This is a genomic window from Verrucomicrobia bacterium S94, from assembly GCA_004299845.1.
Lineage (GTDB): Bacteria > Verrucomicrobiota > Kiritimatiellia > Kiritimatiellales > Pontiellaceae > Pontiella.
Window position 1 is genome coordinate 2,489,692 of sequence record CP036201.1, and the last position, 17,086, is coordinate 2,506,777.

Consider the following 17,086-nt stretch of genomic DNA (forward strand, 5'->3'; position numbering starts at 1 on the left):
GGGCTCTATCGCGCCAGCAAAGATTTTCCATTCCGGCTTCTGCCGACTTTCAAAGGGCTTTATAGTTTCTCTTTATGAATATTGTGTACAATGCTTCTGCCGGAACCGGGAAAACCTATCAGGTGACCGGTCTCTACGAAAAACTGGTGCTTGAGGAAAATATTGACCCGCGCAAAATTCTCCTGATGACGTTTACGGAGAATGCCGCGGCCGAACTGCGGATGCGCGTGGCGCACCGGTTTCAGAAAGCCCGGCGCACCGCCGAACAGCATGACGATTTTGAAACCGCCGAACGGGCCATCACCGCACTCAATCATCTGCCTTCAGCGCCTATCGGAACGATTCACTCCTTCTGCACCAAACTGCTGCGCGAACATGCGCTCGATGCAGGACTCTCACCGGCGTTTAGCGTACTGCAGGGCGATGAACACAAGGAACTGCTGGACCGTATCTGCCGGGAAGAACTGCTTCAGAAACTCGAAACAGACCCGGATTTCCGTGATCTCTGCTCAGGCATGCACATCATCGGAACCGGCGGATTCGGCTCCAGCATTACCGAAAGTATTCCGAAGCTTTTCGAGGCCGCCGATTCCGCCGGCATCACCCTCGACCACGCCGTCAACCTGCTCCCCTCCCCGCAGTCTCTCCCCTCGTTGGCCGATTTTTCATCGATTCTGGAACGGATGAAAGAGCTGCCGAAACTCACCGCCAAAGCACAACCGGTTTTCCAGGCCCTGGAAACGCTGATTCCGACCGTTGGCAGTCCGGAAGAACTGATTGAAAAACTGAGCGCACTCCATCTGGGAAAATTCGGGGCGGGCAAAGGGCAGAAACCGATATCGGATGATTTTTTTGCGTTGCTCGAAAACGGCACCAACACCCTCGGCTATACCCAACGTTTTCCGGCAGCCAAAGCATATGCAGAATATGCCCAGATCGTTTACCGGAAGTTCAAACAGGCGAAACACGAAACGGATGCCGTCGATTTCGCCGACCAGCTGCATATGGCAGCAACGCTGTTGAAATCCGGAAAAGCAAAGCCCGAATTCCGCTATGTAATCGTCGACGAAGTGCAGGACACCTCCCGGATTCAGTGCGAACTGATTCAGTCCCTTTGGAACGAAGAAACCTATCTGGTGATCTGCGGAGATAAAAAGCAAAGCATCTACACTTGGCGGGGGCCGATCCGCAGGTGATGCCCGACCTTGAAAAGGCCATCCTTTCGCGGGAAAACTGCAGACGTGAAAACCTGCAGATCAGCTACCGATCCAAAGCACCGATTATCGACTGTGTAAATGCTCTTTTCAGTACAGTCTATGCTTCCGAGGACTATGCGGAGGGTGATCAGCTGAAAACCAACGAGGCCTTTAATACCGACGGTGAAAAATCCTGCGTTGAATTCCTGCTTTATGACGGAGACGATGAAATGTCCCGCCCCGAAAAAACGGCACAGGAAATGGAAGCTGTCGCCAACCGGATCCGGCTGCTGGTCAGCGGCTCCGCCGATTGGAAACCGAATTTCCGATATTCCGACGGATTCCAGCCGTCGGAATACAACAACACCTACCGCTATTCCGATATCCTGATTCTGCTTCGCCGTACCACCAATCAGTCGGCACTTGAGCATGCCCTGCAGCATGCCGGCATTCCCTACACGCTCGGCGGAAAAGGGCGAGGTCTGTTCAGCCGGCAGGAAACCAAAGACGTTTCTCTCTTTCTCACCGCCATAACCAATCCCGACGACGCGCTTTCGCTCATCGGCTTTCTCCGCTCTCCCTGGATCGGACTTTCCGACGAACAGATTGCCCGGCTGGCCTGCAGCAAAACCGGATTTTCAATCGATGAACTTAAAGCTTCGTACGATGAGGAAACGGATGTCATCGACCGCTATGCCGCATTGACCGGAACCCACCTCGCCTCAGAACTCGTACGTATGCTGATTGCGGAAACCGGCTACGATGCTCTGCTGGCGGGACTGCCGCGGGGCGAACAGCGACTTGCCAACCTGCGGAAAGTGCTCGACTGGCTTCGCGAAACGGAACGCGGAGCACAAACCACCACGGCCATGGTTGCCCGAAAGCTGGCCGAAATGATTGCCGAACCGCCGCAGGTTCCTGAAGCCGCTCTGCTTGATCCTGCACAGAATGCCGTAACCATTATGACCGTGCATGGTTCCAAAGGACTGACTAAACGCGTGGTGATGATTCCTGACTGCAGCTTTTCCGATAACGGCGACAAAGGCTTCACCCGTATCCATGAAAATGCGCTGGAGATCCGGCTGACCAACCCCGATAAAACCCAGGCTGAATCGCCTGGATTTGCCAAAGCCAGCGCCGCAGCCAAAGCCGTCCGCCAGCACGAAGACAAAAACCTGTTTTATGTGGCCATGACCCGCGCACGTGACCTGGTCGTAACTTCAGCCACCGTCGGCCGGAGTCCTGCCGGCTGGCTGAAATATCTGGAACCCATGATCGGCAATCAAATCCCTGCCATTACGTACACCGAACTGGCGGAGGCCGTTGACCGGATTCAGACCAGTCCCTGCAACATTCCCACCGAAGCCGAACTGCAGGCCGCCCTGAATCAGCTTCCCGCCCCCCCGAAAAACCGAAACTTGAGCGCATCCCCGCCACCCGCTTTGCGAAAGAGCAGGATGAACTGGAGGAATATGATGAGGTTTACGCCCCCTCTTCCCCGTCCCCCCTCTCCCCCCGACCGGAAAAAATGCCGCAGCTATGGGCTCCCTCGGCCACGCGGTCCTCGAACAGCTGGCACTGAATATCTGGCAGGGCGACATCTTCGAATGGCTGGAAAAACTGAGAAAAGAGTTCGGCGTATCCAAAACCGACGCCGCTGGCCTGTCCGAACGGATTGAAGAGGTGCGCCGCAAGATGGTTACAGCAACAGAAGGCATGAAACGGCTTCGCCCGGAACTGCCTTTTGTGCTGCATCAGGACGGAAAACTGATCGACGGAACGATCGATCTGCTCTGCGAAACACGCACCGGCTATGCACTTTTTGACTATAAATTCACGGAAGCTCCGGATGAACACGTCATAGCCGTCTACCGGAGCCAAATGGAACTCTACGCACGGGCCGCGAACCGGTTTTATCCCTCCGCCGCCGATGCGTCCGTTCATCTGGTGGTTGTTTCCGAAAAGGGCCCCCGCATGATCCCTATCGAAATTTAACCGGCAAGCACTTGATGTTTTGCGGTCATTCAGCCTACATTTTTTACTATGAACGATATAGACACGCTGGTCATCATCCCGACCTACAATGAAAAAGAGAACATCAACAAGATGGCCATGGCTGTGCTGGATGCATCGCCGCATGTCGACATTCTGATCGTTGATGATAATTCACCGGACGGAACCGGCGAGCTGGCGGATGCCATTTCCAGCAAGGAAACACGCGTCCACGTTATGCACCGGACTTCCAAAGACGGCCTAGGGCGTGCCTATATCGCCGGCTTCAAATGGGCGCTGGAACGGAATTATAAATATGTCATGGAGATGGACTGCGACTTTTCGCACGATCCGCAGGAAATCCCCAATTTCCGCGATAAAATCATCGCCGGTCATGACCTGGTCATCGGCTCCCGCTACTGCGGCGGCATTCGCGTTCTGAACTGGCCGATGTCCCGCCTGCTGCTCAGCCGCGGCGCGGCAGTATACGTGCACCTCATCACCGGCATGCCGGTCTCGGACCCCACCGGCGGCTTCAAATGCTTCCGCCGCGAAGTGCTCGAATCCTGCGATTTCGACCTGGTCAAAGCCAACGGCTACGGTTTTCAGATTGAAATGACACACAAGGCCTGGATGAAAGGTTTCCGCATCGGCGAAGTCCCGATCGTCTTTGAAGACCGTCAGGAAGGTACGTCAAAAATGAGCGGCAACATTGTCTACGAAGCCCTATGGGTGGTCTGGACCCTCGCCATCCGCAACGGCTTCCGGCGAAAGCCGAAAGCAAAGAAATAGTTTCATGGATCGAGAGGTCATTGGATTAACCATTGTCGGAATTTACACCCTCCTGCTCATGGTGTATTCAACCTGCGTCATCGTATCGGTTAAAAAATTCCTGAGACGCCATGGCGACCGGTCGTTCAAGATCCCCTGCAGACTTTCCTTTTTTGACCTCATCGAAGGATACAGACTCGTTCGTCTGACTGGCGAACGTCCGTACTTCGTCATCGGCGTACCCATCGCTGCGGGGGCCTTCGTCATTGCAGTTTGCCTCTTCGCGGTTTGCGAAAAATATTTTTTCTGACGAACAATCAGAAATACGTGGATTCCCGACCAGGCGACGAATAACTCTAACCGTTTATTTAAGCAAATACGCCAGCTCCGCCCAGCGTTCGATTTCGATGCGTTCAGGGCGCTCGGCATGCTCGATCCCTGCATCGAAAAGAATATCGTCGACCGGTGAAACACCCAGCTTTTTAAGGATGGTGCCGATCTGCTTTCTGCGTTGGGAGAAACAGTGCTTCACCAGTTTCTTGAAAGTTGGATAGACATCACTGCCAACCATTGGAACTTTGCGGCACTGCATTTTCACCACAGCCGACCACACTTTCGGCGGCGGCAGAAAACAGGTCGGGCTGATTTTTTTGACCAGGGTGTTTTTATAATAAACGCCGGTCAAAACCGACAAGACCCCGTAATGTTTATCCCCCGCCGGCGCGCACAGGCGGTCCGCAACCTCTTTCTGAATGGTAAGCGACATCAATTCCGGCCGGTGTTCACACTCGGCAATATCGACCATTAACCGGCTCGCCACGGAATACGGAAGATTCGCCGCCACCTTCGTGATGCCTTCCGCGAAGAGCTGCTCCATATCCACATCCAGTGCATCGGATTCAATAAGGTTAAAATCGCTGAACCGCGTTTTCAGATAGCTCGCCATCACCGGATCTTTCTCGATACACGTAACCCCCGCCGATTTCGGAATAATCCGCTCCGTCAACGCCCCGAGACCTGGACCGATTTCGAGTACTTTTTCCGAAAGTTGGATATCGGCCGTATTGGCGATGATATCCAGAATATTGGCATCGATCAGATAGTTCTGCCCCAGCCCCTTATTCGGCCGGTGCCCCAGCTTTTCCAGCAACGCCCGTACATCCTTCGGGCTCGTTAATCTGAATTCTTCACTCATGGCTTCCAGGGATTGGGTTTTCCAGCGAGATCAACAGCAAGTTCAATGGCATTCCGCATACTTTTCGCAGAGGCTTTGTTCCGGCCGGCAATCCCGAATGCAGTACCGTGGTCGGGCGATGTACGGATGATCGGCAGACCGAGCGTAATATTGATCCCCTCGTCAAACCCGATCATTTTCAGCGGGCCGAGGCCCTGGTCATGATACATGGCCACAACAGCGGCGTAGTCGCCCCGCAGGGCTTCGTAGAAAATGGTGTCGGCCGGAATGGCATCAGTAACCTTAAAACCCTTTTTGCGTGCGAGCTCGATGGCCGGATTGATGATTTCAATTTCTTCGCGACCAATCACCCCGCCGTCACCCGCATGCGGGTTCAATCCGCACACGCCGATTTTTCCATCATTCAATCCAAACCATTTAAGGGCATTTCCGGTGAGTTCAATATGCAGCTGAATTGTCTTTTTACTCAATGCTGATGCCACCGCTGAAACCGGAATATGCCGCGTCACAAGCATAACCCGCAGTCCGCCGCCCATCAGCATCATGCCGAAATTTTCCGTCTTCGTAAGCTCCGCCAGATATTCCGTATGCCCGGGAATCATGATCCCCGCTTTATGCATGCCCTCTTTGCAGATCGGTGCCGTGACCATGGCATCCAGCTCGCCCGAAAGACAACCTTCCACCGCACTGCGGATTGCTTCTTCCGCCATCAGCGAAGCTTTCTCCTCGATTTTTCCGGGCTCCCATTTCGGCTCCGTTTCCTGAGATTGAAAATGAATTTTCCGGGAAACCGGAAGATTCATGGTCTTCGCCTGCTCGCGTACGACCTGTTCCGACCCTAGGAACACAAATTCCACATCGCCGGGCCAGCGCCCATAGGCCACCGCCTTAAGGGCCACCTCGGGACCGATTCCATTCACATCACCGATTGTGATTCCGATTCGTTTCATAGGCGAAGGGTTCTAGCATAACCCCCTTCGGCCATGCAAAGAGAAAGCCCCCGGCAGAAGCCGGGGGCGATGAGGAGGAGGTAATGAGTAGCCAGCAGATCACTACTCGCCGTTTTCATCCTCTCCCGCTTCGTCCGGTTCCTTTTCTTTAACCAGTTTTTCACGGGGAATGATGAAATCGTCAGCATCGTAACTGCGTACGACATAGGTCCAGTTCGTGAGCGTTTCCGGAACATCACCGGACAAACGCACATAACGTCCGTCATCGGCTTCGCTACCGACCTGAACGGTATAGGTTTTATTGGTGGTTGAAGCCGTATAAACCACGGCATTGGTAAACCCGAGCTCCGCATCCGACAGCGCGGGGTCGGCCACGGTGGTGCAGTTCAGATACTGCAGCGCCCGACGGAGTTTATCGGCCTCCGAGGACTGGAACTCCTCGGTTTCTTCGTCGAGATCCACCAGAGTCCAGGAATTACTGACACTGTGCAGCTCCACATCGCCGACCTTCACCGATACAATATCCGACGAAGAAATGTTCACCAGTTCCGTTTCAATCCACTCTTCGGGCTCCACGGAAAACGGCCGGAAATCATAATCGACCAGATAGATATTTTCCGATCCGCTCTTTCGCAGAAAATGCTGGTTGGCCCAGCCCGCCGCGCTTGATCCTTCCCGCCTTGCTCCGACTTCCACCGTCAACTCTTCAGAATCCTGACTTTTGAGCGTGATATTCTTCGCCTTATCCAGACCGTATTCTGAAGCATCGACGTTGGCCGAACGTACCGGATCACCCATTTTGACCTCGGCCATATCCTGCAGCGCATCGGCCAGCTTTCCGAAATCGGCCGGATAATCGAACAGCGAAGTCACCACCCATTTTCCATCCTTCTTCGCCAGTGCCGTACGGCCTTCTTCGTCCGAAATTTCAATTGCCTCAATACGATTGAGCTCCAGTCCCTGCAACAGGGTTGCTCCGTTTTCCGTTTTTCCCGAACGATGCTTTTTCCCGCCGGCATTCTGTAAAAGAGCAATGCCGGCCAGTACCACCAGCGCAATCGCCATACCTATCAGTTTTTTTGAATTCATCGTATTCCCCCTATCGCGTCTTTTTCATCCAGATACCACGACCGATTCCGAAAGCAGCCACCAGCAGCGGAATGCCCAGAATATTGAACGCCTTCAGCCGAACGCCGAGCATTTCAATATCGCGCCGCAGGCTTTTGCGGACTTCCTTGAGCGACTGCTGCGTCTGGAAGACCTCTTCACGGAATTTTTTAATTTCAGCCTCCTGCTCCGGAGTCAGGAACATCTGCTGGCCGTCATCCCGCGACTGCTGGAGTTGCGAAAGTTTAGCCTGCGTAGCCTGAAGCTGTGCATTCAACCGCTCCTCTTCCGCTTTCCATTTGAACGCCGCCTCCTTTTCCAGAGCAATCACCCGGTCGAACGGCCGGTCAAATGCATTCCGGCTGCGCAGACCGATCAACGCTTCACTGCCGCAAAGCTGCTCTACCATATTCACGGCAAAAGTCAGATTGTCGTTCCGCGGCTGAACAATGGTCTGCCCCATAAAGTTCACGCTGTCGGTTGCTATACGGTCGGCCAGCATATCGACATCAGAAACCAGAATGACCACGCCGGGTTTCTCCGATTCTTTCAGTCCCTCTTCACGATCCGGGAAAGCGGTTTTGAACGTTCCGGTAATCCGGAGAGCAAGCGGAACACGTTTTTTGAGCGCCGGGATATCAATATCGCCTGTGCGGGCCGCCATCGTACCGGCGGTGAAACCGTCATCCGCGGTAAAGACCAGCTCGGTCACTTCGACTCCGTTACTGGCCGCAACTTCAAACGCCCCGGCGAAAGGAAGCATCAGATCATTGAGGGAACCTGTTGCAATATCTTCGCGGTTAATATTCTGCTCTCGAAGCGAAAGCCAGGTGGCATTACGCTGTGCCCGACCGCCTCCGGCATTCAGCAGACTGGCTGCCGCTTCATCCGCTGCCAGTTGTCCGGGCATCATTTCAATCCCCCAGGCCGACGTCAGCGCATTGAGATCCGACTCCGTTTGCGGAGGCGGCATACCCATCTGCATCATCTGAGGATTCACAGATTCCTGTGCAGTAATACACATGGCATCCGTAAAGGCCAGCAACCGGCCGCCCCGCAGCACAAACTGGTCAAGGGCATAGAGCGTATCCTCCGAAATATCCGCCGGATGAATGAGCACCAAGGTATCAATATCCTCTGCAATATTGGTGGCCGTCATATCAACCTGCTCAACCTGATACTGGCGTTCGATTTCCGACACCACCGCCCAGGAGCGGCCGGCACCCTGCTGCATCATCATCGGATTCATGGCTGATGAACCGTTCACCGGAAGCGCGCTCATGATGCCTACTTTAGCCGACTTTTCGGACGAAACTTCAGACACCATGCGGGTCAGCAGATATTCCAGTCGCGGCTCCGCACTTTGCGACAATACCGGAATTACCGCCTCGCGGTTACCGGATACCGCAACGATGCCGAAATAGAGACCTCCGTCGAGCCCGAACATATCCACAGTCTGCGGCTGCAGTCCATAACGCTGCGCCCATTCCTCTTCGTCGGAATCGGGCTTCGGATCATATTCCTCCACCACAAGATATCCGCCGGAACGCGATTCATATTCGCTGAGCAGATCCCGCACACGTGAAGCAAAGTTTTTCAACGGCACCGGCAGCCGGTCGTTACTTTTGGAAAAATAGAATTTAAGCGTCACATCGCGGTCCAAATCACTCAGCAGCTGCTTGGTTCCATCAGACAGCGTGTAGAGTTTATCCTCAGTAACATCGGCCCGCAGCCGCACCGGTTTCAGTACCGCATTGAATGCAATAAGAATGCCCAGCAATAGAAATATGCCCGCCAGGCCGGTCATTTTTTTCATCTGATTCATTTCGTGTTCCTGAATGTTGATTTTAAATGCTGATTTTAGATCCGGGGTTCTCCAACGCATCGCTCTTTAAAAGATCGACGCCGCCTGAGCCCCCTCAACAATCTTAATCCGGAAATCCTCCCTATCTGCCGACCTTGCTTTTCAGCACCACCTGCGTAGTAAAGAGCATGAAAATCATCACCGATGCAAAATAGACCAGGTCGCGCAGATCAATCACTCCGCGCTGAAGCGTTTCGTAGTGAGTCATGAAACTGAACGATGCAACCCCATCGACCATCCATAAAGGCGCCCAGCGGGACAGCAGATCAGTTACAGGAGGATATCCGGCCAGGATAAGAAACAGCCCTATCACCACCGCAAGAATAAAGCTGATCACCTGATTGCGGGTCAGAGCGGAGGTGAAAATTCCGGCGGCCACATAAGCACCGGCCAGCAGACCGCTTCCAATATAGCCCGAAACGATGGTGCCGCCGTCGGGAGATCCAAGATAAGCCGCCGTCATCGGCACCGGAAAAGTGAGCAGCAAAGCCAGCAGCATAAAAAGCCACGCCGCCAGAAATTTGCCGAGCAGCGCCTGCAGCGGTGTTACCGAAACGGTGAATAGCAGCTCAATCGTTCCCGACCGTCGCTCCTCGGCCCAGAGGCGCATGGCCACAGCGGGTACCAGAATCATGTAAAGCCACGGGTGCCATTGAAAAAATCCATTCAAATCGGCCTGCCCCGCTTCATAAAACTGCGCCAGCGAAAAGGTAAAGAATCCGGCCAGCATGAGGAAAATGATGATAAACACGTAGGCAACTGGCGAATCAAAATAGGCCCGCCATTCGCGTTTGGCTACCGCCAGAACATGAGAAGCTGCTTCGTTCATCAGGCCACCTCCTTCTTCTTCGTATCCTCTGTCGTGGTAATCTGGTGGAACACATCATCCAGTCGCCCTTCATCCACTTTGATATCTGAAACCGACCATTTATGCTGCTGAGCGGCACCGAGAATATCCGGAGCAATGGATTTTCCACCCTTTGGAAACGCCACGATTTTTCCATTGTCGAGGGTTTCAACCTTACCGATATTCGGAAGTTTTTTGAGCGTATCCACAATCCCCTTACCTTCGGCGGAAAGGGTAACCGCATTGTATTTGGTGCTGCGGGTTTTCAGTTCGACCGGAGTATCGTCGGCAACCACTTTTCCGCCACTGATAATAATAGCCCGTGTACAGATGGCTTCCACCTCTTCCAGCACATGGGTCGAAAGCATCACCACACGCTCTGCAGCCATTTCGCGGATCATCTCCCGCACCACCTGCTTCTGATTCGGGTCCAGGCCTTCGGTCGGCTCGTCGAGCAGAAGAATATCGGGATCATGCAACAGGGTTTGCGCAAGGCAGGTGCGTTGGCGGTAACCTTTAGACAGCGTATCAATCGTCTGATTCCGGACCGGGCCCAGAAAACAGCGTTCGATGGAACGGTCAACCCGCGAATCCCGCTCCTTCCCGCTGAACCCGCGGACTTCAGCAAGAAACCGAAGAAATCCAGACACCGTCATATCCTCATAAAGCGGAGTGGTTTCCGGCATGTAACCGATATGTTTCTGAGCAGCTACCGGATTTTCAGCCACGTTGATTCCCTTCACATCAACGGTTCCTGATGTCGGAGGCAGAAAACCCGCAACCATCCGGATCGTAGTCGTTTTCCCGGCCCCGTTGGGCCCCAGGAAGCCGAGCACGGTTCCCTTTTCGACTTCGAACGACACGCCATCCACAGCACGGCGCGTCCCGAAGTCCCTGACCAAACCCACAGCTTTGATCATCTCTCAACTTCTCCTTGTTTAACTTATAATTATTCCTTTCTTCGGTGGAGCCTTTCAGCCATCTCCCCCATTCCATCCCTCCCGGGGCTGGAAAGTTAAATCAGACTCACAAAGTCTGAACGCGTTGAAAAAATCAGCGTAAAAATTTCCACCAACAACTGAGCATTTTATACAAAAGCAGAACAGGGACCTCCGAAACCGCCCCTGCTCTGCAGATCTTAATCGATGGTGACCGGGATGCGTTTCTGCTTCAGTCCGGACTGCCCGGTCTTCGGTAATTTCAGCGTCAGCAGTCCGCGCTTGAACTTCGCCTCAGCGCGGTCACTGTCCACCGATACCGGCAGCCGGATGGAACGGCTTACCCCGCCATAGTTCACTTCGGAGATATGATAATTCCGCTTGCGATGCTCCCGCTCCTCTTTCCTCACCGCACGGATTGTCAGAATATCTTCATCCAGCGACACCCGTATATCTTTCCGGCTCATCCCCGGGAGCTCTGCATGAACGATTACGTGCTGATCCGTCTCCGACAGCTCAACACCGAAATCGTGTTCCATGAAATCACCCACCTCACTCAGTCTGCCATGGTAGGTATTCATGAGATTATCGATTTCCCGCGACAGCCGGGTAAACGGATCATAATCCCACTCATGCGAACTGCGCATCGACCGTTTTCTGAATGGCATCAATGCGTGCTTCATCGCGCTTGAACCTCCTTGTTGCTGCTATGCGGTGACCTTGATCTTTCTCGGTTTCGCCTGTTCAACTTTGGGAAGCTCCAGATTAAGCACTCCATTGCGCAGGTGTGCCGCAATCCGATCACGGTCAATGCGCTGCGGGATCGTGAATTTCCGGCGGAATACGCCGTCGTCGTATTCTCCGACAATCAGATCCATTCCTTCGAGATTGACCTCATGCTGCGGAGCCGAAACCTGAAGCTCCGTGTTATCCAGCCGGATATCAATCTCATCCTGCGCCACTCCGGGGACATCAAAACGAATGATAACCGCCTCATCCGTTTCATAAATATCCGCTGCCGGCAGGTATTCCCGTCTCTGACGGCTTACTTCTTTGCGGTCTTTTTTCTGAACAGCTTTTTCTTTGCTTTCTCTCATCACGATCACCTCCTCAGGACGCTTTGATTTCGATACGTTTGGGTTTTGTGGCTTCGTGCCTCGGCATATAAATGCACAGAATGCCGTTTTCATACCTTGCCGATACACGGTCATTTTCAACACTGTAGGGCAGACGTACTGTACGCACAAACCGTCCTGTATCGCGCTCGCAACGATGGCACACCGCATCTTCCGACGGTCTGTCGTCTTTACGTTCACCTTTGATCGTTAACTGGTTGTCAACCACGCTGATATCGATCTCGTCCGGATTCAGTCCGGGCAGTTCCGCAGTGACAACAACCTGCTCTTCGCTGCCCCACACATTCAATGCAGGGAAACGGGACATAGCAGTCCCTCCGTCGAGGCCGTCGAACAGCCGATTCATGTCCCTCTGCAGGGAACGGAGCTCATCAAACGGGCTCCATGCGATGGGATCATTCCAATACATTTTGCACTCCTTTCGTTTGCAGTTATCCGCTCCGCATACTGCACGGAAGCTTTGTTTACACCTGTGCTCTAATCAAAAAATGTGCCATTCGCCATCCTCTGGTTTTCCCGAGAAAATCCGGAAATCTCCCCGTCTGGGCTGTGAAAAAAAGTGCCACTTCCGCTTCCCGGCTGAGTCAATTTTTCACACACCAGACACAAAAAAAGGCCCCCGGAATCCGGGAGCCTTTCATCGATTACGTCGAGGACTTTATACTTCGAGCAGTTCGTCGTAACTCGGCAGCGGCCAGAGCTCTGCCGGAACAATCGCTTCAAGCGAATCAATCGTCTCACGAAGTGCACCCATGGCTTCGATCTGTGCAGCCGGGCCTTCAGCCGCTTCAAGTGCTTTCACTTCAGCTAGTGCTTTTTCGGTCAGCGAAGACATTTCTTCGGTCAGACTGGCCACCGCCGGAACGGAAGCATATTCATTGATCGCCATAACCGCAGCCGGAATCAGCATGGTTTTCGCGATGTCCGCAGCCGTTGCCGCTTCGATCGCAATCAGCGTTTCATAGGTTTCACTGTAGATATTATAGCGCGATTCAAGCTCTTCGTTGGTCAGTACATTGTACTTCGCGAAGAGATCTTTAGCCTTCTGCGTCTGCAGCACCGGAAGGGCATCCGCTGTAGTAACCAGATTCGGCAATCCGCGCACTTCAGTGGCTTCCTTGATCCACTCGTCAGTATAACCGTCACCGTTATAAAGAATGCGCTTGTGCTCTTTGATCACACCGGCCAGCACCTCCTGCAGTACCGCATTGAATTCGCCGCCTTTTTCAAGACCGGATTCAATTTCGGTGCAGATGTAATCGAAGGCTTCGGCAACGATCGTGTTCAGCACCACGTTAGCACCCGCCGGACTTTGATTGGAACCGACCGCACGGAATTCAAAGCGGTTGCCCACAAATGCAAACGGAGATGTGCGGTTGCGGTCCGTGTTGCCGCGCGGAAGCTTCGGAAGCATATCTACGCCGAGCTCGATGTGGCCGCCACTTTTGGACTCTTTGGCCCCGCCGGCTTCTATCTGTTCAATAATGTCGGTCAGCTGATCGCCGAGGAAGATAGATACCACAGCAGGAGGTGCCTCATTGGCCCCTAGGCGATGGTCGTTACCGGCCGATGCCACCGAAACTCGCAACAGATCGGCATGCGTATCAACCGCTTTCATCAGAGCGACAACAATCGTCATGAATTTGGCATTTTCATGCGGGTTGTCTCCCGGCGACAGCCAGTTTTTACCATCCGGTCCTGCAAGAGCCCAGTTGTTGTGTTTACCGGATCCGTTCACACCGGCGAACGGTTTTTCGTGCAGCAGGCAGGCAAAGCCATGCTTTTCTGCAGTCACTTTCAGCGTTTCCATCGTGATCATGTTGCGATCAACCGAAACATTGAGCGTTTCAAAGACCGGAGCAATCTCGAACTGTGCCGGGCACACTTCGTTATGACGGGTTTTTGCCAGCACGCCGGATTCCCAGAGCGCTTTATCGAGATCAGCCATGAAGGCCGCAACACGATGTTTGATGGCTCCGAAATAGTGGTCGTCGAGCTGCTGATGTTTAGACGCCGGTTTACCAAAGAGTGTACGACCGGTACGGATCAGGTCCGGACGTTGAGCATAAAGATCGGCGTCGATCAGGAAATATTCCTGTTCGGAACCGAGGGTCGCTTTAGCCATGGCATCGCCGCAGTCAATGCCGAAGAGTTTACCAAGACGCACAGTCTGTTCGGACAGCGCTTTCATCGAACGCAGCAGCGGAGTCTTCTTGTCGAGCGCTTCACCGTTATACCCGCAGAAAACCGTCGGAATGGTCAGCGTCGGTGCGCCGCAGGAGTCGTATTTAATAAACGCCGGACTGGACGGATCCCAACCGGTGTATCCACGCGCTTCAAATGTTGCACGCAAACCGCCGGACGGGAAGGAGGAAGCATCGGGTTCTCCCTGAATCAGCTCATCACCGCTGAACTGAGTAACCACACCGCCTTTAAAATCGGGAAAAATGAACGAGTCATGTTTTTCGGCCGTAGAGCCGGTGAGCGGCTGGAACCAGTGCGTGTAGTGAGTTGCACCCTTTTCCATGGCCCACTCTTTCATGGCTTCTGCAACTTCATCCGCAATCGAGGGATCAAGTGCGGTGCCGGAGTCGATCGTCTTTTTCAGCGATTCAAAGGTCGGAGCCGACAGACGGGCTTCCATTTCAGGCAGGCCGAATACCAGATCACCGAATGCTTCGATATTATTACTCATGTTATCTCCTTAATAATTAAATCACCGCCGGTGCCCGACGGTAATGCACCCTACTTTCAAGAAATCCAGTCTTCCAAACCGAGGAAAAACCAGCTCTGACAAAATCAGATGTTTCTAAAATAAGTGCTTACCTTGGAGCATGTAGTGTACCAAACGGCAACGCCATTTCTATCCACCATAAAACCAGCATGTTACAAATATTTCCGAATTCCACAGCGAATTCCGATTAAACATATTTGTAATCAGCGGATGCACAATAATACATAAATGGAATATTGTATTTTCGGCCTGTCAGTCGTTTTTTTCGGCCATGAGCTTTGCAACTTCAGCTTCGAGCTTTTTCACTTTTTCCTTCAGTTTCGGAAGCGTTACGGTACCCGCAATAATTTTTTTCGCCTGGAGATGATTCATGGCCGGAGACCCGATGACAAAATCTCTGGCCGGTACATCACGCATCACACCCGACTGAGCCCCGACGATGGCGCCGTCACCCACCTCCAGATGACCGGCAAGCCCGGCCTGTCCGGCCAGGATCACCTTCGAACCGATAATTGAACTTCCCGAAACACCGGCCTGGCCGCACATTACCGAATGCTCTCCAACGACCACATTATGAGCAATCTGCACGAGATTATCAATTTTCGTGCCCTTACCGATTCTGGTTTTTCCAAAACGCGCACGATCAATGGCCACATTCGCACCCAGTTCCACATCGTCTTCGATAACCACTTTTCCAATCTGTGGAATTTTGGTACGTGATCCATCCTCCTGCACGGCATAACCGAATCCGTCCGAACCGATCACCGTGCCGTTGTGAACTATAACGTTGTTTCCAATCTCTGTATATTCGCGCGTAGAAACCTGCGGATAAAAATGACAGTTACTGCCGATTATCGTTTTATAGCCAATAAAGCATTGCGGTTCGATGATTGTGCCATCGCCGATCACCACGCCCTCTTCGATCACCACGTGAGCACCGATCGATACGTCCTCTCCCAGTGTTGCACTCGCAGCCACAACAGCGGAAGGATGCACCCCGGCACACGGCTTCGGTACAGGTTCGTGAAAAAATTCCGCAACCTGAGCAAATGCCTGATCCGAATTCACCACACGTATCAACGCGCATTTTACTGCACGGTCCCAATCCTGCGGAACAATAACAGCGGAAGCATGGGTGCCGGCAACCAGGGCCGCATATTTCGGATTTGCAAGAAAGCTGATATCTCCCCGGACGGCCTCCCGCAAACCGGCTACAGCGGTAATCTCCAGATCACCGTTTCCTTCGAGCACGCCTCCTACACGCTCAGCAATTTCTGAAAGTTTCATGCTTATTCCTCCACCTTCGACCCGGCGGAAAAAGTCGCCCGCTCCTTTTTAGTTGGTTCACGCCCCTCGTTGAGCACGGCCAATACCTCAGCGGTAATATCAACTTTCGGGCTCGTGTAAAGAATGGTTTCCGTACCGATGCGACTCTGTGCCGAGCGGTCAATCACCGCCGAATAGCCCTTCGCTTTAGCATGCTGAATGATCACTTCATGAATTTCATCGAACAGTTTCTTGGTCATCCGTGCATTCTGCTGCTCCATCTGCTCCCTGCGCAGCTTCTCAAAGTCAGCCATATCCTTCTCTTTACGCTGCAGCTCAACCAGTTTTTCCTCAAGCAGGTCGCGTTTATTCCGGCGCACATCCTCCGGCAGTGTTTTATCGCGGGAATCCTTGCGCAGCACATCAATTTCCTCTTTGAGCACTTTCACCTCATCTTCAATCTCATCGCGCTCCAGCTTGATATCATCCGCCTGCTGCCGGATCTGATCCTGAGCCAGCTGTGTTTTATAGAACTGCTTGAACACCTCCTGCAGATCGACAAAAGCGATTTCATTGGCAGCCCGGGCACTGCCGAGCAAAAAGAACAGAGAGAGAAAACATGCAGAAAACAGTCTATTCATGGAATTATCCTTTCGGTGAAAAACAGGAGAAAACTCTAACCAACCCGCAACCACCTGACAATCTATTCATTGACCTTTCCAAATTCCGAACCCGCCCCGGAGATGAACATCATCATTCGATAAAAAAGACTCGAATCGGAGTAAAGTCCAGCTTGACCCTCCCCAAAAAAGCGATTTTCCCTATCTATTATTACTCCTTGAATAAGAGCACATAATGCTGGTTGTCGCGCAAAAAAGTGAAAATTAGATAAAAATTTTGCTGGTCAACCATCAGCTTTCATGATCAATTGTCGCCGTTCTCAGGGAATGAGAACCACAATTTATTTAAAAATGGGTATCTTGTTGGGTTCCCGTTTTTCGGCGGAAGGTTTCCCTCCTCTTTTCCTTCCGCCGTTTTTTTGTTTAATTCCTGGCTCGGAAAAAAACTCGATATTTTTTGAACCTTTTTC

17 protein-coding genes are annotated in these 17,086 nt (G+C 52.8%); 5 read left to right on the forward strand and 12 right to left on the reverse strand.

Annotated features, from left to right (window positions below):
• Nucleotides 1–74: 74 nt before the first annotated feature.
• Genes EGM51_10805 through EGM51_10825 form a run of 5 tightly spaced genes read left to right on the forward strand, consistent with a single transcriptional unit; the run spans nt 75 to nt 4,269 of the window.
• Nucleotides 75–1,196, forward strand: a complete 1,122-nt coding sequence (locus EGM51_10805) for a hypothetical protein (GenBank protein QBG47859.1) — start codon at nt 75–77, stop codon at nt 1,194–1,196.
• Entirely contained in the window at nt 1,172–2,875 is a 1,704-nt protein-coding gene (locus EGM51_10810; protein QBG47860.1) for a hypothetical protein, read from the forward strand. The genes EGM51_10805 and EGM51_10810 overlap by 25 nt, the downstream gene beginning before the upstream one ends.
• Complete coding sequence (locus EGM51_10815; protein ID QBG47861.1) at nt 2,736–3,191, forward strand: hypothetical protein; 456 nt, start codon at nt 2,736–2,738, stop codon at nt 3,189–3,191. Before EGM51_10810 ends, EGM51_10815 begins: the two co-directional genes overlap by 140 nt.
• A 48-nt stretch (nt 3,192–3,239) precedes the next feature.
• Nucleotides 3,240–3,980 (forward strand): polyprenol monophosphomannose synthase, encoded by a 741-nt coding sequence (locus EGM51_10820; protein QBG47862.1) that lies wholly within the window; start codon nt 3,240–3,242, stop codon nt 3,978–3,980.
• A gap of 4 nt (nt 3,981–3,984) precedes the next feature.
• Entirely contained in the window at nt 3,985–4,269 is a 285-nt protein-coding gene (locus EGM51_10825; protein QBG47863.1) for a hypothetical protein, read from the forward strand.
• Between the two features lie 54 nt (nt 4,270–4,323).
• Here the strand turns inward: EGM51_10825 and rsmA are convergent, their stop codons facing one another.
• The 12 genes from rsmA to EGM51_10885 form a co-directional block, all read right to left on the reverse strand.
• Nucleotides 4,324–5,154 carry a ribosomal RNA small subunit methyltransferase A gene (gene rsmA, locus EGM51_10830; protein ID QBG47864.1) on the reverse strand — a complete coding sequence of 277 codons (831 nt, stop codon included), beginning with the start codon at nt 5,152–5,154 and terminating at the stop codon, nt 4,324–4,326.
• Nucleotides 5,151–6,104 (reverse strand): 4-hydroxythreonine-4-phosphate dehydrogenase PdxA, encoded by a 954-nt coding sequence (gene pdxA / locus EGM51_10835; GenBank protein ID QBG47865.1) that lies wholly within the window; start codon nt 6,102–6,104, stop codon nt 5,151–5,153. The genes rsmA and pdxA overlap by 4 nt, the downstream gene beginning before the upstream one ends.
• A gap of 102 nt (nt 6,105–6,206) precedes the next feature.
• Entirely contained in the window at nt 6,207–7,193 is a 987-nt protein-coding gene (locus EGM51_10840) for a DUF4340 domain-containing protein (GenBank protein QBG47866.1), read from the reverse strand.
• A gap of 10 nt (nt 7,194–7,203) precedes the next feature.
• A complete protein-coding gene (locus EGM51_10845; GenBank protein ID QBG47867.1) occupies nt 7,204–9,096 on the reverse strand; it encodes a hypothetical protein in 1,893 nt (630 codons plus the stop codon).
• Nucleotides 9,097–9,157: 61 nt separating this feature from the next.
• Entirely contained in the window at nt 9,158–9,904 is a 747-nt protein-coding gene (locus EGM51_10850) for an ABC transporter permease (protein QBG47868.1), read from the reverse strand.
• Nucleotides 9,904–10,842 (reverse strand): ATP-binding cassette domain-containing protein, encoded by a 939-nt coding sequence (locus tag EGM51_10855; GenBank protein QBG47869.1) that lies wholly within the window; start codon nt 10,840–10,842, stop codon nt 9,904–9,906. Before EGM51_10855 ends, EGM51_10850 begins: the two co-directional genes overlap by 1 nt.
• 218 nt (nt 10,843–11,060) lie before the next feature.
• Nucleotides 11,061–11,543: an Hsp20/alpha crystallin family protein gene (locus EGM51_10860; GenBank protein QBG47870.1), complete on the reverse strand. Its 483-nt coding sequence runs from the start codon at nt 11,541–11,543 to the stop codon at nt 11,061–11,063.
• A gap of 24 nt (nt 11,544–11,567) precedes the next feature.
• Entirely contained in the window at nt 11,568–12,071 is a 504-nt protein-coding gene (locus tag EGM51_10865; GenBank protein QBG47871.1) for an Hsp20/alpha crystallin family protein, read from the reverse strand.
• Nucleotides 11,971–12,405 carry an Hsp20/alpha crystallin family protein gene (locus EGM51_10870; protein ID QBG47872.1) on the reverse strand — a complete coding sequence of 145 codons (435 nt, stop codon included), beginning with the start codon at nt 12,403–12,405 and terminating at the stop codon, nt 11,971–11,973. Before EGM51_10870 ends, EGM51_10865 begins: the two co-directional genes overlap by 101 nt.
• Before the next feature lie 249 nt (nt 12,406–12,654).
• Nucleotides 12,655–14,691, reverse strand: a complete 2,037-nt coding sequence (locus EGM51_10875) for a glutamine synthetase type III (protein QBG47873.1) — start codon at nt 14,689–14,691, stop codon at nt 12,655–12,657.
• Between the two features lie 291 nt (nt 14,692–14,982).
• Nucleotides 14,983–16,023, reverse strand: a complete 1,041-nt coding sequence (gene lpxD / locus EGM51_10880; GenBank protein ID QBG47874.1) for a UDP-3-O-(3-hydroxymyristoyl)glucosamine N-acyltransferase — start codon at nt 16,021–16,023, stop codon at nt 14,983–14,985.
• Complete coding sequence (locus tag EGM51_10885; protein QBG47875.1) at nt 16,020–16,637, reverse strand: OmpH family outer membrane protein; 618 nt, start codon at nt 16,635–16,637, stop codon at nt 16,020–16,022. The genes lpxD and EGM51_10885 overlap by 4 nt, the downstream gene beginning before the upstream one ends.
• Nucleotides 16,638–17,086 lie beyond the last annotated feature (449 nt).

What these genes read in the sequence shown, in the direction of transcription:
- EGM51_10805 (QBG47859.1), top strand. Translation starts at nt 75, where the DNA reads ATGAATATTGTGTACAATGCTTCTGCCGGAACCGGGAAAACCTATCAG.
- EGM51_10815 (QBG47861.1), top strand. Translation starts at nt 2,736, where the DNA reads ATGGGCTCCCTCGGCCACGCGGTCCTCGAACAGCTGGCACTGAATATC.
- EGM51_10820 (QBG47862.1), top strand. Translation starts at nt 3,240, where the DNA reads ATGAACGATATAGACACGCTGGTCATCATCCCGACCTACAATGAAAAA.
- EGM51_10825 (QBG47863.1), top strand. Translation starts at nt 3,985, where the DNA reads ATGGATCGAGAGGTCATTGGATTAACCATTGTCGGAATTTACACCCTC.
- rsmA (QBG47864.1), bottom strand. Translation starts at nt 5,154, where the DNA reads ATGAGTGAAGAATTCAGATTAACGAGCCCGAAGGATGTACGGGCGTTG.
- pdxA (QBG47865.1), bottom strand. Translation starts at nt 6,104, where the DNA reads ATGAAACGAATCGGAATCACAATCGGTGATGTGAATGGAATCGGTCCC.
- EGM51_10840 (QBG47866.1), bottom strand. Translation starts at nt 7,193, where the DNA reads ATGAATTCAAAAAAACTGATAGGTATGGCGATTGCGCTGGTGGTACTG.
- EGM51_10845 (QBG47867.1), bottom strand. Translation starts at nt 9,096, where the DNA reads ATGCGTTGGAGAACCCCGGATCTAAAATCAGCATTTAAAATCAACATT.
- EGM51_10850 (QBG47868.1), bottom strand. Translation starts at nt 9,904, where the DNA reads ATGAACGAAGCAGCTTCTCATGTTCTGGCGGTAGCCAAACGCGAATGG.
- EGM51_10855 (QBG47869.1), bottom strand. Translation starts at nt 10,842, where the DNA reads ATGATCAAAGCTGTGGGTTTGGTCAGGGACTTCGGGACGCGCCGTGCT.
- EGM51_10860 (QBG47870.1), bottom strand. Translation starts at nt 11,543, where the DNA reads ATGAAGCACGCATTGATGCCATTCAGAAAACGGTCGATGCGCAGTTCG.
- EGM51_10865 (QBG47871.1), bottom strand. Translation starts at nt 12,071, where the DNA reads ATGACCGTGTATCGGCAAGGTATGAAAACGGCATTCTGTGCATTTATA.
- EGM51_10870 (QBG47872.1), bottom strand. Translation starts at nt 12,405, where the DNA reads ATGTATTGGAATGATCCCATCGCATGGAGCCCGTTTGATGAGCTCCGT.
- EGM51_10875 (QBG47873.1), bottom strand. Translation starts at nt 14,691, where the DNA reads ATGAGTAATAATATCGAAGCATTCGGTGATCTGGTATTCGGCCTGCCT.
- EGM51_10885 (QBG47875.1), bottom strand. Translation starts at nt 16,637, where the DNA reads ATGAATAGACTGTTTTCTGCATGTTTTCTCTCTCTGTTCTTTTTGCTC.